Annotated in this window: 25 protein-coding genes, 1 tRNA gene and 2 pseudogenes; 14 read left to right on the top strand and 14 right to left on the bottom strand. The window is 62.0% G+C overall.

What is annotated here, in order from left to right:
• Positions 1-7 precede the first annotated feature (7 nt).
• The 3 genes from E2H86_RS19240 (at position 8) to E2H86_RS19230 (ending at position 829) form a co-directional block, all read left to right on the top strand.
• Positions 8-232 carry a hypothetical protein gene (locus tag E2H86_RS19240; RefSeq protein WP_133330664.1) on the top strand — a complete coding sequence of 75 codons (225 nt, stop codon included), beginning with the start codon at positions 8-10 and terminating at the stop codon, positions 230-232.
• 76 nt (positions 233-308) lie between these two features.
• The gene (locus E2H86_RS19235; RefSeq protein WP_133330662.1) at positions 309-602 is read left to right on the top strand and encodes a hypothetical protein; all 294 of its coding nucleotides are present in this window, start codon (positions 309-311) and stop codon (positions 600-602) included.
• Positions 602-829: a hypothetical protein gene (locus tag E2H86_RS19230; protein ID WP_133330660.1), complete on the top strand. Its 228-nt coding sequence runs from the start codon at positions 602-604 to the stop codon at positions 827-829. The genes E2H86_RS19235 and E2H86_RS19230 overlap by 1 nt, the downstream gene beginning before the upstream one ends.
• Positions 830-1,340: 511 nt before the next feature.
• On the opposite strand, the pseudogene E2H86_RS26870 reads toward E2H86_RS19230, so the two are convergent.
• Both E2H86_RS26870 and E2H86_RS26865 read right to left on the bottom strand, forming a co-directional pair.
• A pseudogene (locus E2H86_RS26870) lies at positions 1,341-1,784 on the bottom strand (methyl-accepting chemotaxis protein); the annotation flags it as partial.
• 102 nt (positions 1,785-1,886) lie between these two features.
• Positions 1,887-2,585, bottom strand: a pseudogene (locus E2H86_RS26865) (PAS domain-containing protein); the annotation flags it as partial.
• Between the two features lie 318 nt (positions 2,586-2,903).
• Between E2H86_RS26865 and E2H86_RS19220 the strand changes: the two are divergent.
• On the top strand, positions 2,904-3,335 hold the full coding sequence (locus tag E2H86_RS19220) for an anti-virulence regulator CigR family protein (RefSeq protein WP_133330656.1): 432 nt from the start codon (positions 2,904-2,906) through the stop codon (positions 3,333-3,335).
• Positions 3,336-3,392: 57 nt separating this feature from the next.
• On the opposite strand, the gene E2H86_RS19215 is transcribed toward E2H86_RS19220, so the two are convergent.
• Positions 3,393-3,995, bottom strand: a complete 603-nt coding sequence (locus E2H86_RS19215) for a hypothetical protein (RefSeq protein WP_133330654.1) — start codon at positions 3,993-3,995, stop codon at positions 3,393-3,395.
• A 407-nt stretch (positions 3,996-4,402) separates the two neighbouring features.
• Between E2H86_RS19215 and E2H86_RS19210 the strand changes: the two genes are divergently transcribed.
• The gene (locus E2H86_RS19210; RefSeq protein WP_133330652.1) at positions 4,403-4,591 is read left to right on the top strand and encodes a hypothetical protein; all 189 of its coding nucleotides are present in this window, start codon (positions 4,403-4,405) and stop codon (positions 4,589-4,591) included.
• A 1-nt stretch (position 4,592) separates the two neighbouring features.
• Here E2H86_RS19210 and E2H86_RS19205 read toward each other — a convergent pair whose 3' ends face one another.
• The 3 genes from E2H86_RS19205 to E2H86_RS19195 all read right to left on the bottom strand — a co-directional run bounded on the left by E2H86_RS19205 (position 4,593) and on the right by E2H86_RS19195 (position 5,719).
• On the bottom strand, positions 4,593-5,006 hold the full coding sequence (locus E2H86_RS19205) for a DoxX family protein (RefSeq protein ID WP_133330650.1): 414 nt from the start codon (positions 5,004-5,006) through the stop codon (positions 4,593-4,595).
• Positions 5,007-5,112: 106 nt separating this feature from the next.
• A complete protein-coding gene (locus E2H86_RS19200) occupies positions 5,113-5,454 on the bottom strand; it encodes a hypothetical protein (RefSeq protein ID WP_230385396.1) in 342 nt (113 codons plus the stop codon).
• A gap of 180 nt (positions 5,455-5,634) precedes the next feature.
• A tRNA-Leu gene (locus E2H86_RS19195) sits at positions 5,635-5,719 on the bottom strand.
• Between the two features lie 308 nt (positions 5,720-6,027).
• Between E2H86_RS19195 and E2H86_RS19190 the strand changes: the two genes are divergently transcribed.
• The 4 genes from E2H86_RS19190 to E2H86_RS19175 all read left to right on the top strand — a co-directional run bounded on the left by E2H86_RS19190 (position 6,028) and on the right by E2H86_RS19175 (position 9,362).
• Entirely contained in the window at positions 6,028-6,312 is a 285-nt protein-coding gene (locus E2H86_RS19190) for a hypothetical protein (protein ID WP_165976098.1), read from the top strand.
• A gap of 77 nt (positions 6,313-6,389) precedes the next feature.
• On the top strand, positions 6,390-7,535 hold the full coding sequence (locus E2H86_RS19185; RefSeq protein WP_133330648.1) for a two-component system sensor histidine kinase NtrB: 1,146 nt from the start codon (positions 6,390-6,392) through the stop codon (positions 7,533-7,535).
• A gap of 11 nt (positions 7,536-7,546) precedes the next feature.
• Positions 7,547-8,992, top strand: a complete 1,446-nt coding sequence (locus E2H86_RS19180; protein WP_133330646.1) for an ATPase domain-containing protein — start codon at positions 7,547-7,549, stop codon at positions 8,990-8,992.
• A 10-nt stretch (positions 8,993-9,002) separates the two neighbouring features.
• Positions 9,003-9,362, top strand: a complete 360-nt coding sequence (locus tag E2H86_RS19175; RefSeq protein ID WP_133330644.1) for a response regulator — start codon at positions 9,003-9,005, stop codon at positions 9,360-9,362.
• Between the two features lie 65 nt (positions 9,363-9,427).
• On the opposite strand, the gene csrA is transcribed toward E2H86_RS19175, so the two are convergent.
• From csrA to E2H86_RS19140, 8 genes are all read right to left on the bottom strand, one after another.
• The gene (csrA, locus tag E2H86_RS19170) at positions 9,428-9,628 is read right to left on the bottom strand and encodes a carbon storage regulator CsrA (RefSeq protein WP_133330827.1); all 201 of its coding nucleotides are present in this window, start codon (positions 9,626-9,628) and stop codon (positions 9,428-9,430) included.
• A 254-nt stretch (positions 9,629-9,882) separates the two neighbouring features.
• Entirely contained in the window at positions 9,883-10,905 is a 1,023-nt protein-coding gene (locus E2H86_RS19165) for a DNA topoisomerase IB (protein ID WP_133330642.1), read from the bottom strand.
• 43 nt (positions 10,906-10,948) lie between these two features.
• Positions 10,949-12,040, bottom strand: a complete 1,092-nt coding sequence (gene modC / locus E2H86_RS19160) for a molybdenum ABC transporter ATP-binding protein (protein ID WP_133330640.1) — start codon at positions 12,038-12,040, stop codon at positions 10,949-10,951.
• Between the two features lie 50 nt (positions 12,041-12,090).
• Positions 12,091-12,771 (bottom strand): molybdate ABC transporter permease subunit, encoded by a 681-nt coding sequence (gene modB / locus E2H86_RS19155; protein WP_133330638.1) that lies wholly within the window; start codon positions 12,769-12,771, stop codon positions 12,091-12,093.
• Entirely contained in the window at positions 12,771-13,529 is a 759-nt protein-coding gene (gene modA / locus E2H86_RS19150) for a molybdate ABC transporter substrate-binding protein (RefSeq protein ID WP_133330636.1), read from the bottom strand. The genes modB and modA overlap by 1 nt, the downstream gene beginning before the upstream one ends.
• A gap of 93 nt (positions 13,530-13,622) precedes the next feature.
• A complete protein-coding gene (locus E2H86_RS19145) occupies positions 13,623-14,696 on the bottom strand; it encodes an NAD(P)H-dependent flavin oxidoreductase (RefSeq protein WP_133330634.1) in 1,074 nt (357 codons plus the stop codon).
• A 30-nt stretch (positions 14,697-14,726) separates the two neighbouring features.
• The gene (locus E2H86_RS26010) at positions 14,727-14,897 is read right to left on the bottom strand and encodes a hypothetical protein (RefSeq protein ID WP_165976097.1); all 171 of its coding nucleotides are present in this window, start codon (positions 14,895-14,897) and stop codon (positions 14,727-14,729) included.
• Between the two features lie 22 nt (positions 14,898-14,919).
• Entirely contained in the window at positions 14,920-15,222 is a 303-nt protein-coding gene (locus E2H86_RS19140; protein ID WP_133330632.1) for a DUF1883 domain-containing protein, read from the bottom strand.
• A gap of 161 nt (positions 15,223-15,383) precedes the next feature.
• Here E2H86_RS19140 and E2H86_RS19135 point away from each other — a divergent pair, with 161 nt between their 5' ends.
• The 5 genes from E2H86_RS19135 (at position 15,384) to gorA (ending at position 19,902) form a co-directional block, all read left to right on the top strand.
• Positions 15,384-15,743: a hypothetical protein gene (locus tag E2H86_RS19135; protein ID WP_133330825.1), complete on the top strand. Its 360-nt coding sequence runs from the start codon at positions 15,384-15,386 to the stop codon at positions 15,741-15,743.
• 145 nt (positions 15,744-15,888) lie between these two features.
• The gene (locus E2H86_RS19130) at positions 15,889-16,539 is read left to right on the top strand and encodes a c-type cytochrome (protein ID WP_133330630.1); all 651 of its coding nucleotides are present in this window, start codon (positions 15,889-15,891) and stop codon (positions 16,537-16,539) included.
• Positions 16,536-17,444, top strand: a complete 909-nt coding sequence (locus E2H86_RS19125; protein WP_133330628.1) for a c-type cytochrome — start codon at positions 16,536-16,538, stop codon at positions 17,442-17,444. Before E2H86_RS19130 ends, E2H86_RS19125 begins: the two co-directional genes overlap by 4 nt.
• Before the next feature lie 183 nt (positions 17,445-17,627).
• Positions 17,628-18,467: a UTP--glucose-1-phosphate uridylyltransferase GalU gene (galU, locus tag E2H86_RS19120; protein WP_133330626.1), complete on the top strand. Its 840-nt coding sequence runs from the start codon at positions 17,628-17,630 to the stop codon at positions 18,465-18,467.
• 79 nt (positions 18,468-18,546) lie between these two features.
• Complete coding sequence (gorA, locus tag E2H86_RS19115; RefSeq protein ID WP_133330624.1) at positions 18,547-19,902, top strand: glutathione-disulfide reductase; 1,356 nt, start codon at positions 18,547-18,549, stop codon at positions 19,900-19,902.
• The last annotated feature ends 170 nt before the right edge of the window (positions 19,903-20,072 follow it).

Here is a 20,072-nt window from a genome sequence, read left to right as displayed (position 1 = left end):
CAAGGCAATGGAGAAGCGTACCTTCATAGGGATGATTGAGGCGGGAGAACCCCTGCTGAAAGAGGCCATGGATGCCATGCGCGCCTATCACCGGGCGCAGGATGAAGGGAAACCCCCTGAAGAGGTAGAGCGGCTGCACCTGCTGGCCGAGTCGCTATTCCAAGTGGTGTGCGATTACCAATTGCGTGTGGTGGCCAAAGCGCGCGGCCAGAAGCTTCCACCTCTCCACTGATGCCGCCGGCCGGTTATTGCCGCAGGTGCTATTTGGGCTATACGATACTGTATCTATATACAGTATAGGTGCAGCCATGTACGTCTACCTTGTCCGGCGCCGCGCGAACGGCGTGGCCATCCCTCCAGAGCAGCTGCGCAAGCTTCAGCCCCTGGAGGCCGACCTCCATATGGGCGCGAACCACAGCCGGCCACTGGGCCGGATCTCGACGCAGGCCTGGGTGTTCAATCCGACGCCAGGGCCTGACGTTATCCCGCGCCTGCACGACGCCAGGGTCACGTCCATGGCCCAGGGCGGGCTGAGCCTCACCGGCGTGGAAGAGATCGACGGCGTGCTGTATGCGCAGTCTTGGTGGTGCAGGTCGCGGTGATGGTTAGTTCTCTGCCGCAGGCCTGGCTGGCCGAGCTGAACGACCAGATCGCCCTGGTCACCGATCCGGACGGAAGGGCCAGGGTGCTTTGCGAGATGGCATTTGCCGCCCGGCGCCGGGAGGACGTGGACGCGGGCGGTCTTTCCGACATGCTGGAGTTCGTCGAGTCGGCCCGGCTGTGGGCACTGCTCGAGCATGAATTTGATATGGGTAGGGAGTCGCGCTAGCCAGGACGGCTGGCGTTTCGGCTGGGTGCCGGGGGGGGTGGAGGCTGTCTAAAACTGCGCCGGTGCTTCTCGGTTTTACTGGGCGAAACTCGCCCAAAGTCGCCAATGCATATTAGACAGCATCGACGCATAGGCCGCATGTGGCGCGGCCTGAGGTCTGTTTTTTCTGCTACTGCTGCAGTACTGGAAGGTGGCAAAAACGGGCCGAAAATCAGTTCCAAAACTGAAAAGGCGACCCTTGTAGGATGCTGGCTGCAGGCGAGCAAATCCCGTTTCGTTTTGGAACTGATTTTCTCGCCCATGACGCATGAAATGGCAATTCTTAGATCGGATTGCAAATCCGTCTACGCCGGTTCGATTCCGACCTCGGCCTCCATATTCGAAAGCCCCGCAGATTAACGTCTGCGGGGTTTTTCTTTGCGCCCTGGAAAACCTGATCGGTTCCGCATTGATCGCGTTACCGCCCGGCAACCAGCGTACCGCCATCAACGCTGGGCCGAGCCAGTCCCGGTTAGCCGACTTGTTGAAGATCCTTGGTGACTTTCCCCACGGCAGCGACCACCTGCCGGGCTCCCGCCTGAATGCCGCTGATCGATTCCCCCGCCTGGGAGGCAAGGCGCAGGCCTTGTTCTGCGCGGTCTCGGCTGCTATCTATGTCAGTGACCGCCTGGGAGGCGAGCATCTGATTGCGAGCCACTACAGCGACGATTTCATCGGTAGCCGTACTGGTGCGCACCGCGAGCTGTCGAACTTCATCTGCCACCACGGCGAAGCCCCTGCCTTGTTCGCCTGCGCGTGCGGCTTCAATGGCGGCATTGAGCGCCAGCAGATTGGTCTGCGAGGCGATGCCGCCGATGGTTTGAACGATCGAACTGATCAGCACCGATTGTTTGTCCAGAGCGCCGATGGTGGTGGCAGCGGATTGCATCTGCTCGCTGACCGACTCCATGGTCTCTACCGCCTGACGCACTACCGATACGCCTTGCGTAGCGTTCACATCGGTGACCTGGGAAACTTCGAGCGCTATCTGCGCCGCCCGGCGAACCTCCTCCTCGCGTTTGACTTCGTCAGTCACCACGGAGGCGAACTTGACCACGCGCACCAAGCGGCCTTCGCTATCGTTGACCGGGTTGTAGCTTGCCTCGAGCCATACTTCTGCGCCGCGACTGTCCAGGCGGCGGAAGCGGCCGCTCACGTAATGTCCGGCGTTCAGCGTCTTCCAGAACTCGTCGTAAGCGGGACTGCGGTTGAAGTCCGAATCACAGAACATCCGGTGATGCTTACCCATGACCTGCTCTCGCCGATAGCCCATGGCGTCCAGGAACTGTTCGTTGGCGTCAATGACCGTGCCGTTGAGGTCGAACTGGATGATGGCTGTGGAGCGCAATAGTGCATCCAGTAGCGCCTGGTTCTCCCGCATCAAATTGACCTGCCGGGTCACGTCCTGCCCGTAGCCGGCCACCTCCAACAGTCGGCCTTGCTCATCGCATAGCGGATGCCAGGTCAACCGCAACCAGACTTGCGGTTTGCCATTGCGCAGGTAGCGGTAATCATCGTGGACGGGCCGGCCGGCGGGGATCTCTCGGACGAAATTCTGGTAACACGGCAGCTTCGAGACATAGTCCGGCACTAGCTGGGATAGGGGCTTTCCAAGAAGCTCGGCTGGGGTTTGGCCCAGGGCGCAGGCAAAGGCTTCATTGCATTCGAGGACCCGGTAGTCGGCATCGAGTCTGACAAAAATGCCTGCTTGAGCCATCAGCTCCAGGCGTTGCTGCACACGGGCGATCTCGCGCTCGCGCTCGGCGAGTCGAACTTTGAGAGAACGATTGAACATGGGTAACCTCGGTGGGGTGCACAGCATGGTGTAATAAGAATCATGACAGGGTGGAATGTCACTTCGCCAGTACTAGACATCGGCGTGGTGGGGGCGTTCCACGACCAGGATCAGGTCGCACTGGCAACCGAGCGGGAGCGAAGCGTTCGTTGATCGGACCGCTTATCTTCGCAGTCAGCGGAACTTATCCTTCCAGCATCGTCTAGATTGCATAGGGTCCAACGTTAAAAGGAATCAGGCATGGGCAGTCGTCGGGTCGTCATCGCGGCAATCACTTCCCTTTCGTTATTGGCTGGGCCCGCGCTGGTACTGGCCGATCCGGGCAACGGGAAGGGACAGGGGCATGGCAAAGGCCAGGGGCATGCAGAGGGCCGCCAGGACAAAGGCGGACACTATGGCGGCCCTGCGATCAACCATGGCGATGTACTGGGTATCTTGAACGGTCACCGCGACTACTGGAGTCCTGGGCCGGCGTTGCCGCCGGGTATCCAGAAGAACCTGGCTCGCGGCAAGCCGCTTCCGCCGGGAATCGCCAAGAAGCTCGATGGTCGTCTACTCGGTCAGTTGCCGCACTACGATGGCTACGAATGGCGGCAGGCGGGCGTGGATCTGATACTCGTGGCGGTGGCGACGGGGATTATCTACGAGGTGCTCAACGGCGCGCTGGATTGAAGCACAAAAAAACGCGCCAGCGGCAGAGCCTGCCGATGGCGCGTTGTTCAGCGAGTCTCAGAGCTTGGAAGACGGCGCTTCGATCACGTCGGACGCCTCGGCGCTGGAGATCGCGTCTACCGCCGGGGTAGTGCCAACCGGCATCACATTCGTCAGGGTAACGGCGTACTTGCCCAGGTCGCTTTCCATGCGCTGGAAGTTCACCGCCACGTTCTCACCTTGCCAGCTCATCACTTCGGTCTGGTAGGACGCACCTGACTTCATCTTGATCCACTGCATATGCTGATCGCTCGGCTCGCCGAAGCGTTGGGTCAGCATATCCGTCACCAGGTACAGGCTGTTGGCGTTACCGCTGAATACCAGTTCGTTGACCTGGCCATCCTTGAGATTGGCGACCAGCTTGTAGCCGGGGGAAATCGGCAGGTAGGGCAGGCCGCGGACCTCGTAGCTGTCTGGGTTGGCAGTGGCGACCCGGCATAGACCTTCTGGCTTGCTGCCGTCGGTTGGGCATTCGGCGACCTGCTGGACGAAGTCGCCCTGCAGATCTACACCCAGAAAAGTGGTCGGCTCCTGTGACCAGGTACCGCGGTTCTCATCGGCCCAGGCCGCGCCAGCAACGAGTAATTGCGCAGAAATGACGAAGAGAGAAAGGGGCTTCATGGCGTCCGTCCTTGGGGAAATTGGACCAAAGTAAGGCAGGATACTCGCCTGTGAGCGGTGTTCAATGCTGCCAAAGTGCTATGTTTCGTATGGTAACAAGGTCAAGATGTCGTGTGAAGGTGGCCATTGTGCGGCAACCAATGCCGAAAAAGCGTTGCGCCAGATCAGTACGTTGCCCGCAAGCTGCCGCAGAAAAAGAAAAACCCGCCAATGAGGGCGGGTTCAAAGAACGTTCGGAGCTACTTAAGGCTGCTCTCAAAAAAAAGCCCACCAATGAGGTGGGCAATGACGTTTGAAGGGAGAGCTTGCAGATTACCCGGGGCAGGGTTAAGCGAGCATTAACCCAAAGTCATTGACCGCAGGCGTTCCTGTGCCTATACAGGCGGAGCCAATTTCCGGGAGCCAACATGCACGACGAAGACGACCTGCACGAACCTGAGCACGACCACCTGCTGGACCAGGAATTTCTCTACGACGATTTCGACCCCGAGGCCGATGCCCAGGGCGCCGAAGATGAGGTCGAGGAGGATGAGCAAACGCTGGATGATTTCATCGATGAGGACGAAGACCATCCAGCCTGGCTTGACGACGATTGAGTCAGCGCCCGTCGAGGGAGAACCGGCCTGGTCCACTCACTGCCAGCAACAACAGGCCGCCCATGATGCTCAGGTTTTTGAGGAACTGAGTCATGTTGGCGCTGCGCTCAGGGTCGACCATGTTCCAGAACGGGTGGCCGATCAGCGCGGTGCCTAGCACGAACAAGGCGAACAGGAACGCCAAGGGCCGGGTATAGAAGCCCAGAATGAGAACGATGGCGACGAAGAATTCCATGATCACGGCCACCGCCGCTGCCAAGGTCGGAGCAGGCGCTCCGAGTGAGCTCATGTAGCCCACCGTACCTTCGAACCCAGTGAGCTTGGCCCACCCGGAAAGCACGAACAGGATCATCAGCAGGACGCGTGCAACCAGGATGATCAGGTCACGTTGACCGTCGAACAGGGAATAGCGCATGGCGGTGTTCCAGTGAAGGGGGACAAGCTCCACTGTAGCAGCTGTATGGCCGCTCCACGGCAACGCTCAACACGGCAGCCCGGTATTCGGGCTGCCGTGTTGATGCCTAGAGTTTGTACTGGATGGTGTAGGACTCATCATCTCTAGGCTCTATGGTGATCGGTAGCCCGAACAGCTTGCCGCCACATTCGCTGATGATGCACCGGTAAACGGCTCCTTGCCTGAGCTGAGCCCACAAGCCTTCGTCATGTATCACGATGCCCACGACTCGGGTCTGTGGATCCTCTCGGACCTGAGCCACCTGATAATCGAGGTCGCAGCCGAATTCAGGAGTCGTAAAGTCGGGGTCGTAGCCAATCAGCACCCCATGTCGCTCGAGATCGTTCCGAATCCGTTCAATCACCTCATTGGCTTCTTGTTTTATCATGATCGCTACCTCACGGTTCATGCCCTCACCGAAACTTTAGCTTACCCCCATGGATTTCGTTGTTTATCGGCGGGACCCGCGAAACGAACTGCCGGCGCGCTCCATCAATCCGCCCAGCGCGGGAGAAGCAGTAGAGCGGCCAGAATCAGCTAGCGTCAGATACAAGAAAGCCCAGCGTTTGCTGGGCTTTCTGCGTAGATTTGGTGCCCCGAGCCGGACTCGAACCGGCACGTCTCGCGACGGCGCATTTTAAGTGCGATGTGTCTACCAATTTCACCATCAGGGCACGACGGCAAGCTGGCGATTAGACACGAAAAGGCGGCGGAAATCAACGTATTAGGCGTTGGCAAGGCGTTGCCTACAAGGCTTGCAGCCATGCCTCTGGGCTGCTCCCGGCGAGCCGGATCATCTTGGTTGAGCGAATGAAGTGAGTCGATCTGCGCCGCTTCGCGACCCGCTGATATGCACCAATGTTATATATTTTTCGTGCACAACGCCTATGATCAAGGGTGGAGGCCGTCTCGCTGGTGAATTGACAGGGCAATGTCAATAAGCCACTGTTACGGCTTGTATTGGATCCAAGAGTGTGAAGCCATGACCCTGGCCACGCCTCCCGTCCAACCAGGACGTATCGTTCGTCCGCGGCTGTTTTGGCGCCTGCTGTTCGCTCAGGTGGTGCTGCTGGCGGCCTTTCTCTACTTGTGCCTGATCTGCCTCGGGGGCTACCTGCTGATGCTCGCATTCGATGTCGAGTACCCTGAGACCCAACGGCTGCACGCCTTGCTCGGCGGTGGCTCGATCGGCTTGGTCGGGGCGTGGCTGCTGAAGGTGGGCATGCCGCGCCGGATCAGTCCGTCGCTGATCGAAGACGACGCGTGAACGGCCCATGCAGGCGTCACGGTTGAGCTGTCCCGCCAAACCCGTTGTCTCCCTCCCGCCGTGCCAGTGGAGTGTGTATGGTTTCAGCTGAAAGTCTCGACCAGGCGGTGATGCCGGCCGAGCGCTACGAGCAATTGGTGCAGTCAGTGGTCGACTACGCCATCTACATGCTCGACCCCCTCGGCCGCGTGGTCTCCTGGAATGCAGGCGCCGAGCGGATCAAGGGCTATCGTGCCGACGAGGTGATCGGCAAACATTTCTCATTGTTCTTCACCCCTCAGGATATCAACGACGGACGTCCCGAAAGGCTGTTGCGCCAGGCGCTGGAAAAGGGCGTGGCGCAGGACGAAGGCTGGCGCGTGCGCAAAGACGGTACGCAGTTCTGGGCTTTGGCCGCGCTCGACGTCATACGCGACGCGCAGGGCCAGATCGTCGGTCTGGCCAAAGTCACCCGGGACATCACCGACCGCCGCGAGGCTGCCCAACAACTGGATGCAGTGCGTGCTCAGCTGTTCCAGGCACAGAAACTCGAAGCCCTGGGTCAACTGACGGGGGGCTTGGCCCATGATTTCAACAACCTGCTCACGATCATCCTCAGTTCTGCGCGCCTGGCCCTGACCACGCGGGATCCGGCACGCGCTCAGCGCATGCTCGAGCACATCGTCGATGCCGGGCAGCGCGGTACCCAGCTGACCCAGCAACTGCTCAGTTTCGCTCGCCACCGGCAACTGAACGTGACACGTATAGCCCCCGCCGAACTGATCACCTCCACCCGCGGTCTGATCGAACATGCACTGCCCAGCACCATCGAAATGCACCAGCACGTACCCAGCGATTTGCCATTGATCGACGTGGATGCCGGGCAGTTGCAGATGGTCCTGCTCAACCTGCTGTTCAATGCCCGCGATGCCGTCGAAGGCGAAGGGTGCATCGACTTGTCGGTCAGCACTGTGATCTTGGCCGGGGAGGTCGATGGCTTGTGTGGTCCGTTCGTACGTTTCGATGTTCGCGACACGGGATCGGGAATCGACCCCGAGGTGCTGCCGCGGATCTTCGAGCCGTTCTTCACCACCAAGCCCTTCGGCAAGGGTACGGGCCTTGGACTCAGCCAGGTATATGGCTTTGCCAAGCAGAGCAATGGCGCAATCAGCGTGACCAGCAGCGTGGGCGAAGGCACTTGCATGAGCCTCTACCTGCCGGCATATCCAGGCGAATCCCGGTAAAGGAAGGCATCATGGTTCAGGCACTGCAGCGGTTGACCACGGGCATAGACGGGCTCGATGCCCTGCTCAGGGGAGGCCTGGTCGCGGGCGCCTCCTATATCGTTCAGGGCCCGCCCGGCGCGGGCAAGACCATTCTCGCCAACCAACTGGCGTGCAACCACGTGCGCCAAGGCGGTCGGGTGCTGGTGGCGACCTTGCTCAGCGAATCCCATGAGCGACTGTTTCAGTACCTGGGCACGCTGGAATTCTTCGACCCTGCCCTGGTGGGTGACCCCATCCAGTTCGTCAGTGCCTTCGACACCCTCGAACAGGAGGGCCTGGATGCCGTGGTCAAGCTGCTGCGACAGGAAATCGCCCGGCAGCAGGCCAGCCTGTTGATCGTCGATGGGGTGCTCAACGCTCGGGTGCGTGCCGAAACCACCCTCGACACCAAGAAGTTCGTATCCGAATTGCAGGGTCACGCCGCCTTCGCCGGTTGTACCGTGCTGCTGTTGACCAGCGCGCGCCTGGAGGAGGGCAGCCCTGAGCACACGATGGTCGACGGCGTGATCGAGCTCGGCGAGCAACTGGTCGGCAGCCGTGCGGTGCGCCACATCCAGTTGCGCAAGACGCGCGGCAGTGCGGCATTGTCGGGTCGTCATGAGTGCCTGATCGATGATCACGGCTTGCATGTCTACCCGCGCCTGGAGGCCCTGTACAGCCATCCCAGCCAATATGGCAGCGACAATCTGGGACGGGTCAGCAGCGGCGTGCCGACCCTCGATGCAATGCTCGAAGGTGGCCTGGCCAGTGGCTCGGTCAGCTTGATGATGGGGCCTTCAGGCGTTGGCAAGACCTCCCTGGGCCTGGCCTTTCTCGGTGCCTCCACGCCCAGTGCGCCAGGGCTGCATTTCGGCTTCCACGAAACCCCGGCACGCCTGCGGATGAAGGCAGCTTCGCTAGGCCTGGACTTTGCCGCACTGGAACGCCAGGGGGCGTTGGCGCTGTGTTGGCAGCCCACCACCGAAGGCCTGCTGGATGAGGTCGGCGCACGTCTGCTGGCGCAGGTCGATGCGCACGGCAGCAAGCGTGTGCTGATCGACAGCCTTGGCGCCTTCAGCCGCCTGGCGGTCGAGCCGGCGCGACTCAATGGCTTTTTCCGTGCGTTGGCCGGCGAGTTGCGCGCGCGCGATATCAGTGTGATGCTGACCTGGGAAATGCGTGACCTGTTCGGCTCTGAGATCAGTGCGCCGGCGCCAGACCTTTCCAGTCTGGTCGACAACCTCATGCTGATGCGCTTCGTCGAACTGGACTCGCAGTTGCGGCGCTTGCTGTCGATCCTCAAGGTGCGTGACAGCAATCACGACCCGGCGTTGCACGACCTGCAGATCGGCCCGGGCGGTATCGCCCTGAGCCGTGCATTCGAAGGTGCCTGCGGCGTGCTTTCAGGAACCCCGGTACCGCAGGACGGCGGTTGAAGGTTCATCCATGAACACTATTCTGGTCGTCGATGACGAATACCTGATCGTGGACATCCTCGGCTTCGCCCTGGAGGATGCGGGGTTCATCGTGGAAAAAGCCAGCAATGGGCGCAAGGCCCTGGACGCTCTGCAGGACAAGCGGGTGCAGTTGGTGATCACCGACTACATGATGCCGGTGCTCAATGGCGAGGAACTGGTGCGGGCGATTCGTGAGGACCTGCTGCTGACCGATCTGCCGGTGATCCTCATGAGCGGCGCCCAAGCCAATCAGGGCCTGGTCTGCCCGCAACGGTTCGCGGCGGTGTTCGATAAACCGTTCGACATCGACGCGTTGATCGCCAAGGTGCGGGAGTTGCTCGACGCTTGAGGCGCAGGGCTGCGCCTGAGCGGGTAGGGGCGGTCAAGCGCATCCGTGCGGCTTGAGGACAAACATCACTGGTGCTCTTCGTTGCCCTTTTCCGGGGCAGGGTTGCCGGCCTGGATGCGTTTGAAGATTTCCTCACGGTGAACCTGGACATCTTTCGGCGCATCGATGCCAATTCTCACCTGCATCCCTTTCACTCCCAGAATGGTGACTTTGATGTCGTCGTTGATGACGATGCTTTCGCCAACCTTACGGGTGAGTATCAGCATGTAGTTCTCCTTGGTGGTGTAAAAGTCCGTCAGGCCAAATGCCGCGGCGGTGGGAGCCTGTCCCTCTTCCTTCTCATTAAAGACGCTTTCGGCGGATAGTAATTCCCCGAACTCACAAAATCTGTTGAGGGTCTTCACGTACAGGCGCCGACGTAAAGCTTCGATCAAGTGTCGGCGAAGGTGCTCGGTGGCAAGAATAGGGGGCTTCGCGTCGGATGGGAAATTTCTCTGTGTGATGGCCTGCATAGCCCGGCTCAATCGGACGCGAGCGACTCCTGCGCTTGCAAGAACAGCAGCAAAGCCACTTCCTCGGCTTGCAGGCCCTTGCGGCGTCGGTGCCTGGGCAGTGCTTCCAGGCGGCCCAGATGGTAGTGCTCGATCACCGCAGGGTGGATGTAGCAGCGCCGGCACACCGCTGGGGTGTTGCCCAGGCGCTGGGCAACCTGGCGAACGATGGCCGTGACCTGACGCTTGGCTTCGCTCTCCGGCTCCCAGGCCAGCGGTCGCAGCAGGCTCAGGGCCAGGCTGCTGCCGGCCCAGGTGCGGTAATCCTTGGCGGTGAAGTCTGACCCTGTCAGTTGCTGGAGAAACTGATTCACATCGCTGGAGCCGACACTATGGCGTTGGCCGTCCTCGTCCAGGTATTGGAACAATGCCTGCCCGGGCAGCTCCATGCAGCGCTTGAGCAGATTGGCCAGGCGCCGGTCACGTAGGGTGACATCGTGCTCGACGCCTCGCTTGCCGCGAAACTGGAAACGCACCGTGCTGCCCTGGACCTTGACGTGGCGGGTACGCAGGGTGGTGAGGCCATAGGATTTGTTATCGCGCAGATACTGGGTATTGCCGATACGAATCAGGGTGTTGTCCAACAGGCTCACCACCAGTGCCATGACCTTCTCCCGGTCCAGCCCCGGCCGGGCCAGGTGCAGGTCCAGTTGCGCGCGCAGCTTGGGCAACGCCTGGGCGAAGGCCAGCATACGTCCGTACTTGTGCTGGTCGCGCAAGGCACGCCATTCGGTGTGGTAGCGGTATTGCTTGCGCCCGCGGGCGTCACGGCCGGTGGCTTGCAGGTGGCCTTGCGGGTCGGCGCAGATCCACACATCGGTGTAGGCCGGCGGGATCACCAGCGCGGCGATGCGCGCCAGGGTCTCCGGGTCGCGGACACGCTCGCCGGCGGCGTCCAGGTAAATGAAGCGATCGCGCCAACGCTTGCGGCTGAGGCCAGGCTGGCTGTCGTCGACATAGTGCAGGGTGCGCGGCAGGGGGCAGTCGAGCATGGAGGTGTTCCATCGAGCCGGTATTGCCCTATGGACAGCGCGCTCAGCCCAACAGTGCCACTGACTTGATCTGCGCCCATAACGTCTGCCCTGGGTGCAGGCCCAACTGGTCGGCCGAGTAGCGGGTAATGCGTGCCAGCAGGGTATTGCCTCCGGCATCCAGGCTCACCAGCACATGCGCTGGGTTGTCGGCAGGGCGGCTTTCGCGCACCTGCACCGGCAGGCGATTGAGGATGCTCGAGGCGCTGTCGGCAGCAAGCGCCAGGCTGACATCGCGCGCCTGGACCTTGATGCGCAGGGTGCTGCCCAGGCTGTGTGCCGGGTGAGCGATCCGCAGCACTGGGCCGTCGATGCCCGGCAGGCGCAGATCGAGCAGGCCGTAGTGCGGGTTGTGGCCGACGACCCGGCCGTCGAACACCACCCCGGCGTCATCGCCTTGGGCCAGCGACAGGTCCAGGCGCGCCAAAGTCGTGCCGATCGGCCCACTGGCCGTGGCCCGGCCCTCTTCCAGTAGGACCAGGTGGTCGGCCAGCCGGGCGACTTCATCCTGGGCATGGCTGACGTACACCACCGGGATGTCCAATTCCTCGTGCAGGCGTTCAAGGTACGGCAGGATCTCGCGCTTGCGGGGGCCGTCGAGGGCCGCCAGCGGTTCGTCCATCAACAGCAGCCGCGGACTGCTCAGCAGGGCACGGGCGATACCGACGCGCTGCGCTTCGCCGCCCGACAGGCTGGCCGGTCTGCGCTCGAGCAGGTGGCCGATGCCCAGCAGTTCGCTGGCTTGGGCCAGGCCGACCTTGCGCTGACTGGCGGGCACCCGGCGCCAACCGAATTCCAGGTTGCCCCGCACCGTCAGGTGCGGGAACAGGCTGGCTTCCTGGAATACGTAGCCCAGCGGACGCAGGTGTGGCGCGACGAAATGGCCGCGGGCGCTGTCCTCCCAGACCTCGCCATTGACTTCGATGTAAGCCTGGGTGGCCCGTTCCAGGCCGGCCAGGCAGCGCAGGCAAGAGGTCTTGCCAGAGCCCGAATGACCGAACAGCGCACTGATGCCCCGCCCGGGCAGTTGCAGGTCGACATCCAGCTTGAAGTCGGCTCGCACCAACTGCAGACGTGCCACGATCGATGCGCTCATCGGTTTTCTCCGCGAGATACCCCGTCCTTTAGGGCGGGGAGGATGTCAAATCAGCTCCAGCCAGCCTTGCCCCGGCGCCCGGCATACAGCACCAGCAGCACCAGGAAGGAAAACACCAGCATGGCCCCGGCCAACCAGTGGGCCTGGGCGTATTCCATGGCCTCGACATGGTCGAAGATCTGTACCGAGACCACACGGGTCTTGTCGGGGATGTTGCCGCCGATCATCAGCACCACGCCGAATTCGCCCACGGTATGGGCGAAGCCGAGGATGCTGGCGGTGACGAAACCTGGACGGGCCAGTGGCAGCACCACGTGGACGAAGGTGTCCCAGGGGCTTGCGCGGAGGGTGGCGGCCACTTCCAGCGGGCGTTGGCCGATGGCGGCGAAGGCGTTCTGCAACGGCTGCACCACGAAGGGCATCGAATACACCGTCGAGCCGATCACCAGGCCGCTGAAGCTGAACACCACTGTGCCCAGGCCCAGCGCCTGGGTCGCCTGGCCCAGCCAGCCATTGGGGCCCAGGGCGATCAGCAGGTAGAAACCAATGACCGTGGGCGGTAGCACCAGCGGCAGCGCCACCAAGGCCCCGACTGGCCCACGCAGCCACGAGCGCGTGCGCGCCAGCCACCAGGCGATGGGCGTGCCCAGCAACAGCAGGATCAGGGTCGTCAGGCTGGCCAGCTTGAGGGTCAGCCAGATCGCGCCCAAGTCACTGGCGTCGAGCGGCATCAGATTTCATAGCCGAACGACTTGATCACCGCCGCGGCCTTCGGCCCCTTCAGGTACTCGACCAGGGCCTTGGCGGCGGCGCTGTCCTTGCCCTTGTCGAGGATCACCGCGTCCTGGCGGATCGGCTCGTGCATCTGGGCCGGGACGATCCACGCCGAACCGTGCTGCACCTTGCCGTCCTTGTAGATCTGCGACAGGGCGACGAAACCGAGTTCGGCATTGCCGGTGGAGACGAACTGGTAGGCCTGGGTGATGTTCTGGCCCTCGACGATCTTGGCCTTGGTCGCCTCGGTCAGGCCGAGCTTGTCCAGGACCTGGGTCGCAGCGAGGCCGTAAGGGGCGGCTTTCGGGTTGGCGATGGAGAGATGCTGGTAGGCATTCTTCTTCAGCACTTCGCCCTTGTCGTCGACGTAACCGTCCTTGGCCGACCACAGGGCCAGGGTGCCGATGGCGTAGGTGAAGCGCGAGCCGGGCACGATCGCGTGCTCGGCTTCGAGCTTGGCCGGCGTGCTGTCGTCGGCGGCGAGAAACACCTCGAAAGGTGCGCCGTTCTTGATCTGTGCGTAGAACTGCCCGGTGGCGCCGTAGGCAGCGACCAGCTTGTGCCCGGTGTCTTTCTCGAAGTCCTTGGCGATGGCCTGGATCGGCGCTGTAAAGTTGGCGGCGACCGCCACCTGGACTTCATCGGCCCAAGCACTGTTGAGCGAAAGCAAGCTGGCCAGTGCGGTGGCGGCCAGGGTGGACGGGCGAATACGCATGAAAACGGCTCCTTTGGGTTATCGTTATAGCGTCAACTATATAGCGATAGGCCATTCGCCGGGAAGGGGCTGAAGCGCGTCATGCAACTGAAGTCAGCGCCCGTAGCGGCGCAACGCCTGGTCGGCGATATCCCGGGTCAGCTCTGCGGCTGGCAAGTGCTGGCCGAGGCGCAACCCCTGGCCCGCCCACAAGTTGCTGAAGTCAGTGTTGCCTTGTGGATCGGTGATCGCTCGCAGTGGCATCAGCGCACCGCCGGCCAGCGGGAACTGCGGCGCCAGCGCGCTCATCGGTCCGAGTTCACGCATGATACGTGTGTTGATGCCCCGCGCCGGGCGGCCAGTGAACAGGTTGGTCAAAGCGGTGTCGCTGGCCGATGCGCTATCCAGCGCGTGGCGATGCGCTGGCGACACCTTGGCCTCGGGACAGAACAAGTAGGCGGTGCCGATCTGCACGGCAGAGGCGCCCAATGCCAGTGCCGCTAGCAGGCCGCGATGATCGCCTATGCCGCCTGCGGCGATCACGGGTACCTGCACGGCATCGACGACCTGCGGTACCAGGGCGAAGGTGCCGATCTGACTGGTGATGTCGTCGCTGAGGAACATCCCGCGGTGGCCGCCGGCCTCGTATCCCATGGCAATGATGGCGTCGCAGCCATGGGCCTCGAGCCAGACGGCTTCCTCTACGGTGGTTGCGCTCGACAGCACCTTGGCGCCGCTGGCCTTGACCCGCTGCAACAGCTCTGGCGTCGGCAGGCCGAAATGGAAGCTCACCACCTCCGGGCGCAGTTGCTCGACCAGCTGACAGCTTTGCTCATCGAAAGGTGCGCGATTGGATACCGGCGTAGGCGCCGTGAAGTCCGCGCCCACCTCCTGGTAATACGGCGCCAGGGCCTGCTTCCAGCGTTCGGCGCGCCCTGCGTCGAAGTCGGGTGGCTGGTGACAGAAGAAGTTCAGGTTCAGCGGGCCGCTGCAGACACTGCGAAAGGCTGCGATTTCGGCGCGCACCTGTTCGCCGGTGAGCATGGCGCAGGGCAGGGCGCCAAGCCCCCCTGCGTTACCCACGGCGATCGCCAGGGGCGAGCCGCTGGCGCCGGCCATGGGCGCTTGCAGGATGGGCAACTCGATGCCCAGAAGATCGAGAATACGACGGTCGGGCCAGTTGCTCATGCGCTGCTCCTTGTACGCGGTGGGTTCGATTTACAAGGCCTTGCTGACCTGGATGTCGCTGATCTTGTCGGCGTCGTCGCCATGGATCTTGCGCAGGGCATCCAGGGCCTGTTCCGGCGAGGCGTCCGGCATCTGGGCGAAGTCCCAGCGGCGCTGGCCGTCGAGTTTGTATTTGATGACGTACTTGGTGGTCTGAGTCATGGGGAGCGGTATTCCGGTGGTTTTAGCTGAGCTTCGACGACGAGCGACGAATGATCTTGATCTTGTGGCTGAAGGTCGGCTTGCGGGTCACCGAGATCGGTCGGGCGGTCACCGTGTCGAGGGTGATGTTCCAGAAGCCGGTGCTGGGTACGGTGATCTTGGCTGGGAAGCGCTCGAAGTGGCCGCCGTGGTAGGTGTGCCGACCGCCATTCTTGAAGCTGCGGAAGTTGGCGTCGTTCATCAGGCGGATGTTGCAGCGCTGGGAGCATTCGATGACGACGATGTCGTCCTCGTTCAGATGCTCGCGCTGGTGTACGAATTTCATGTGATGCTCCGCAAAGTCTGGTTCTGCAAACGCAAAAGATACCACGATGCTGGGATACACTGGCGCGCTGGATGACAGGGTGAAGATAATTGCGCCAAAGCAGGGAGCAAAAGCGCCTGGCTGCTGTCGAAGTGAATTCGTTGAAGGCAGAGGTGTGGCTGATGAAGTGGGTGGTAGCGGCGTTGTCCTTGGTATTGGGTGGGTGTGTCAGTGTGTCCGAACTCGAGCAATCCCGCGAAACGCTGGATGTGATGTCGGGCAAGACCCCGCGCGAATACGCCGATTGCGTGAAGCTCAAGTTGGCCGACAGCCGTGAGGCGATCGAGGAACAGCAACGTGGCGATGGCTTGCGCCTGATCGTGCCTCAGAAGCTGACCGCCAGTACCGGCCCGGCGGCCTTGTTCGATATCGACAAGCGCGGCAGCGGCAGCAGCATCAAGCTGCACGAGCGACTGAACAATTTCCCATTGCGCCTGGGGGATGTCCGCACGGCGGCGACCCAGTGCATCTCGGGCAGTTGACCTGGCGCAAGGTCGCTGCGAATAACGCCTGAAAAGCCATCTTCGGATGGCTTTTTGCGTTGTTGGGTCTTTCCAGGCAGGGCTAATATCCATTCGCTTATGTTTTTTAAGCCTAAGCTTATAACAAAAGAAATGGAGATTCGTGATGACCCTGTTGAGTCGAGCCGTGATCGGGGGGCTGTTGGTGCTGGCCTGGCCGATGGCGCACGCTGCCGATGGCCAGAAAGTGTTCCTCCAAGGCGGCGGCAACCCCGCCGCCATGGCCTGCCTGGGTTGCCATGGCGTGGACGGCAAAGGCGTGGCCGCGGCGGGCTTTCCGCGACTGGCCGGTTTGCCCGCTGCCTATCTGAGCAAGCAGCTGCGCGACTGGCGCAGCGCCAGCCGTCGGCATCCGGTCATGGAGCCCATCGCCAAGGCGTTGGGCGAGGACGAAATCGATGCCGTCAGTGCCTATCTCGCCAACCTACCCAGCGACCCGCCCGGTACCCTGCGCCGCCAGCAGATCGCCGAGAACCCGACTGAACGACTGGCGTTGTATGGCGACTGGAGCCGACAGATACCGGGTTGCGTGCAATGTCACGGACCGGGAGGCGCAGGTGTCGGCGAACATTTCCCGCCATTGGCTGGGCAGCCCGCCGCCTACCTGGTGGCACAACTCGACGCCTGGCGCGACGGCAGTCGCCATAACGACCCTAACCAATTGATGGCCGGTGTAGCCAAGGCCATGACCGATGCCGAGGTTCAGGCAATCGCTACGTTCTTCGCCAACGCTGGCAACCTGGAGGTCGCGCCATGAAAGCAACGCAGCTCGCCTTCGTGCTCTTGATGATCGGCAGCGGCATGGCTGGCGCCGTGGCCATGCCCGATCAATCGCAACTGCAGGTCAGCAAGGCCACGCCGACCTTCACTCCGCCCGCTGAAAGCGCACTGCCGGACAACGCTTTCGGCCAGCAGGTGCGCGAAGGCCATGCGCTGTTCGTCGACACCCGTCGGCTGATGCCCGAGGCCGTGGGCAACGGCATGAACTGCAGTAACTGCCACCTCGATCAAGGCCGCCTGGCGTTCTCCGCCCCGCTGTGGGGTGCGTACCCGATGTACCCGGCTTATCGAAAGAAGAACGACAAGGTCAACACCTTCGCCGAGCGTATCCAGGGTTGCTTCGAGTTCAGCATGAACGGCACGCCCCCGGCTGCCGACAGCCCGCAGATGAAAGCATTGAGCGTATACGCCTATTGGTTGTCGACCCAGGCCCCTACCGGCGTGGAAATCGCCGGGCGCGGCTATCCCGAGGTGGCGCAGCCGCAAGGTGGCTATGACTTCGCCCGCGGCCGCCAGGTCTACCGTGAGCACTGCGCGCTGTGTCATGGCGACGACGGTCAGGGCCAACAGGTGGCAGGGGAGTACGTCATGCCGCCCTTGTGGGGCAAGGACTCCTACAATTGGGGCGCCGGCATGCACCGTATCAATACGGCGGCGTCGTTCATCAAGCACAATATGCCGCTGGGCAAGCCGGGCTCGCTGAGCGATCAGCAGGCCTGGGACGTGGCGGCGTGGATCAATCGCCATGAGCGCCCCCAAGACCCACGCCTGGTCGACGGTTCAGTGGAGAAGACGCGGTTGAAGTTTCATGCCAACGATGGCGTCAATCTGTATGGCCAGCACGTCGACGGGGTACTGGTGGGGCAGGGCACGGCACCCTGAAGGGGGCCGGTGAGGCAACCTGCGACAGTTGCGCGCGTTAATATTCGCAATGCCTTTGAACTATCTACACTGGGTTGTCTCTATCATCGCATCGGTCGGCCACAGGCGGGGCATTGTAAGGTGACTGCCGCCTGATTAGACTGCGCCGAAACCCATAGGCCCAGCCTTCGTTTAAGGACGTATATGATCAAGAAATGCTTGTTCCCGGCAGCCGGCTACGGCACCCGCTTCCTGCCTGCTACCAAAGCCATGCCCAAGGAAATGCTGCCGGTGGTCAACAAGCCGCTGATCCAGTATGGCGTTGAGGAAGCACTGGATGCCGGCCTGAACGAAATCTCCATCGTCACCGGCCGTGGCAAGCGCGCCTTGGAAGACCACTTCGACATCAGCTATGAGCTGGAAAACCAGATCAAAGGCACCGACAAGGAAAAATACCTGGTCGGTATCCGCCGTCTGCTCGACGAGTGCTCGTTCTCCTACACCCGCCAGACCGAAATGAAAGGCCTGGGTCACGCCATCCTGACCGGTCGCCCGCTGATCGGCGACGAGCCGTTCGCCGTGGTCCTGGCTGACGACCTGTGCGTCAACCCTGAAGGTGACGGCGTACTGACCCAGATGGTCAAGCTGTACAACCAGTTCCGCTGCTCGATCGTCGCCATCCAGGAAGTCGATCCGCAGGAAACCAACAAGTACGGCGTGATCGCCGGCGACATGATCCGTGACGATATCTACCGCGTCACCAACATGGTCGAGAAGCCCAAGCCTGAAGATGCGCCGTCGAACCTGGCGATCATCGGTCGTTACATCCTCACGCCGGATATCTTCGACATCATCGCCAACACCGAGCCGGGCAAAGGTGGCGAGATTCAGATCACCGACGCCCTGATGCAGCAGGCGCAGAATGGCTGCGTGATCGCCTACAAGTTCAAGGGCAAGCGCTTCGACTGTGGTGGTGCCGAAGGCTACATCGACGCGACCAACTTCTGCTTCGAGAACTACTACAAGGCAGGCAAGGCATACTGATCCACGCCGTTGCTGACACTGGGGCCGCTTTTGCGGCCCCAGTGCGTTATGCTGGGTCGCTGCCTAGGAGACTGAATACATGGCCTACGATTTTGATCTGTTCGTGATTGGTGCCGGCTCCGGTGGTGTGCGTGCCGCACGCTTTGCCGCAGGCTTCGGCGCCAAGGTGGCGGTAGCCGAAAGTCGCTACCTGGGAGGCACCTGCGTCAATGTCGGCTGCGTGCCGAAGAAACTGCTGGTGTACGGCGCCCACGTGGCCGACGAGCTGGAGCAGGCTGCAGGCTTTGGTTGGACCCTGGAAGAGGGCCACTTCGACTGGAGCACGCTGATCGCCAACAAGAACCGCGAAATCGAGCGGCTCAACGGCATCTACCGCAACCTGCTGGTCAACAGCGGGGTCAGCCTGCTGCAGGGGCATGCGCGCATCACCGGCGCCAACGAGGTGGAAGTGGACGGCCAGCGCTACAGCGCCGAGCGCATCCTCATCGCCACCGGCGGCTGGCCGCAGGTGCCGGACATTCCTGGCAAGGAGCTGGCGATCACCTCCAACGAGGCCTTCTACCTCAAGGCCCTGCCACGCCGGGTGCTGGTGGTCGGAGGTGGTTATATCGCGGTCGAGTTCGCCGGGATTTTCCAGGGCCTGGGTGCCGACACCACGCTGCTCTACCGTGGTGACCTGTTCCTGCGAGGCTTCGACGGTTCGGTCCGCACCCACCTCAAGGAAGAGCTGGAAAAACGCGGCCTGGACCTGCAGTTCAATGCCGACATCCAGCGCATCGACAAGCTCGAAGACGGTAGCCTCAAAGCCACCCTCAAGGACGGCCGCGAGCTGGTCGCCGATTGCGTGTTCTACGCCACCGGTCGCCGACCGATGCTGGACAACCTGGGCCTGGAGAACACCGGTGTCGAGCTCGACGAGCGCGGCTATATCCGCGTTGACGAGCAATACCAGACCACTGCGCCGTCGATCCTCGCCATCGGCGATGTCATCGGTCGCGTGCAGCTCACCCCCGTTGCCTTGGCCGAAGGCATGGCCGTGGCGCGCCGGCTGTTCAAGCCTGAACAGTACCGCCCGGTGGATTACCAGAACATCCCCACCGCAGTGTTCAGCCAGCCGCCGATCGGTACTGTCGGCCTGACCGAGGAACAGGCGCTGGAAGCCGGGCACAAGGTGCAGGTCTTCGAGAGCCGTTTCCGCGCCATGAAACTGACCCTCACCGACATTCAGGAAAAGACCCTGATGAAGCTGGTGGTGGATGCCGAGACCGACAAAGTGCTCGGCTGCCACATGGTTGGCCCCGATGCCGGCGAGATCATCCAAGGCCTCGGCATTGCCCTGAAAGCCGGCGCCACCAAGCAGCAGTTCGACGAGACCATTGGTGTGCACCCCACCGCAGCCGAAGAGTTCGTCACCCTGCGCACCCCGACTCGCTGAGCGAACGAGCCCTGTCGCCGCTGGCGACAGGGCTCTGACAGCCGCGCAATCCTTTGCTCAGCCCAATACCTTCTATTAATGAGCTGCGGTTATAGCGAAAACCAATCATCAGCATGAGCTTTGCCAATGAGCCTTTATCGGGACCAGCGGTTAGGATTCTCTCCGTCAAC

The sequence above is a fragment of the Pseudomonas putida genome, assembly GCF_004357765.1.
GTDB lineage: Bacteria > Pseudomonadota > Gammaproteobacteria > Pseudomonadales > Pseudomonadaceae > Aquipseudomonas > Aquipseudomonas putida_U.
This window is presented reverse-complemented; position numbering and strand designations above follow the sequence as displayed.

What these genes read in the sequence shown, in the direction of transcription:
- E2H86_RS19240 (WP_133330664.1), top strand. Translation starts at nt 8, where the DNA reads ATGGAGAAGCGTACCTTCATAGGGATGATTGAGGCGGGAGAACCCCTG.
- E2H86_RS19235 (WP_133330662.1), top strand. Translation starts at nt 309, where the DNA reads ATGTACGTCTACCTTGTCCGGCGCCGCGCGAACGGCGTGGCCATCCCT.
- E2H86_RS19230 (WP_133330660.1), top strand. Translation starts at nt 602, where the DNA reads ATGGTTAGTTCTCTGCCGCAGGCCTGGCTGGCCGAGCTGAACGACCAG.
- E2H86_RS19220 (WP_133330656.1), top strand. Translation starts at nt 2,904, where the DNA reads ATGGGCAGTCGTCGGGTCGTCATCGCGGCAATCACTTCCCTTTCGTTA.
- E2H86_RS19215 (WP_133330654.1), bottom strand. Translation starts at nt 3,995, where the DNA reads ATGAAGCCCCTTTCTCTCTTCGTCATTTCTGCGCAATTACTCGTTGCT.
- E2H86_RS19210 (WP_133330652.1), top strand. Translation starts at nt 4,403, where the DNA reads ATGCACGACGAAGACGACCTGCACGAACCTGAGCACGACCACCTGCTG.
- E2H86_RS19205 (WP_133330650.1), bottom strand. Translation starts at nt 5,006, where the DNA reads ATGCGCTATTCCCTGTTCGACGGTCAACGTGACCTGATCATCCTGGTT.
- E2H86_RS19200 (WP_230385396.1), bottom strand. Translation starts at nt 5,454, where the DNA reads ATGAACCGTGAGGTAGCGATCATGATAAAACAAGAAGCCAATGAGGTG.
- E2H86_RS19190 (WP_165976098.1), top strand. Translation starts at nt 6,028, where the DNA reads ATGACCCTGGCCACGCCTCCCGTCCAACCAGGACGTATCGTTCGTCCG.
- E2H86_RS19185 (WP_133330648.1), top strand. Translation starts at nt 6,390, where the DNA reads ATGGTTTCAGCTGAAAGTCTCGACCAGGCGGTGATGCCGGCCGAGCGC.
- E2H86_RS19180 (WP_133330646.1), top strand. Translation starts at nt 7,547, where the DNA reads ATGGTTCAGGCACTGCAGCGGTTGACCACGGGCATAGACGGGCTCGAT.
- E2H86_RS19175 (WP_133330644.1), top strand. Translation starts at nt 9,003, where the DNA reads ATGAACACTATTCTGGTCGTCGATGACGAATACCTGATCGTGGACATC.
- csrA (WP_133330827.1), bottom strand. Translation starts at nt 9,628, where the DNA reads ATGCTGATACTCACCCGTAAGGTTGGCGAAAGCATCGTCATCAACGAC.
- E2H86_RS19165 (WP_133330642.1), bottom strand. Translation starts at nt 10,905, where the DNA reads ATGCTCGACTGCCCCCTGCCGCGCACCCTGCACTATGTCGACGACAGC.
- modC (WP_133330640.1), bottom strand. Translation starts at nt 12,040, where the DNA reads ATGAGCGCATCGATCGTGGCACGTCTGCAGTTGGTGCGAGCCGACTTC.
- modB (WP_133330638.1), bottom strand. Translation starts at nt 12,771, where the DNA reads ATGCCGCTCGACGCCAGTGACTTGGGCGCGATCTGGCTGACCCTCAAG.
- modA (WP_133330636.1), bottom strand. Translation starts at nt 13,529, where the DNA reads ATGCGTATTCGCCCGTCCACCCTGGCCGCCACCGCACTGGCCAGCTTG.
- E2H86_RS19145 (WP_133330634.1), bottom strand. Translation starts at nt 14,696, where the DNA reads ATGAGCAACTGGCCCGACCGTCGTATTCTCGATCTTCTGGGCATCGAG.
- E2H86_RS26010 (WP_165976097.1), bottom strand. Translation starts at nt 14,897, where the DNA reads ATGACTCAGACCACCAAGTACGTCATCAAATACAAACTCGACGGCCAG.
- E2H86_RS19140 (WP_133330632.1), bottom strand. Translation starts at nt 15,222, where the DNA reads ATGAAATTCGTACACCAGCGCGAGCATCTGAACGAGGACGACATCGTC.
- E2H86_RS19135 (WP_133330825.1), top strand. Translation starts at nt 15,384, where the DNA reads ATGAAGTGGGTGGTAGCGGCGTTGTCCTTGGTATTGGGTGGGTGTGTC.
- E2H86_RS19130 (WP_133330630.1), top strand. Translation starts at nt 15,889, where the DNA reads ATGACCCTGTTGAGTCGAGCCGTGATCGGGGGGCTGTTGGTGCTGGCC.
- E2H86_RS19125 (WP_133330628.1), top strand. Translation starts at nt 16,536, where the DNA reads ATGAAAGCAACGCAGCTCGCCTTCGTGCTCTTGATGATCGGCAGCGGC.
- galU (WP_133330626.1), top strand. Translation starts at nt 17,628, where the DNA reads ATGATCAAGAAATGCTTGTTCCCGGCAGCCGGCTACGGCACCCGCTTC.
- gorA (WP_133330624.1), top strand. Translation starts at nt 18,547, where the DNA reads ATGGCCTACGATTTTGATCTGTTCGTGATTGGTGCCGGCTCCGGTGGT.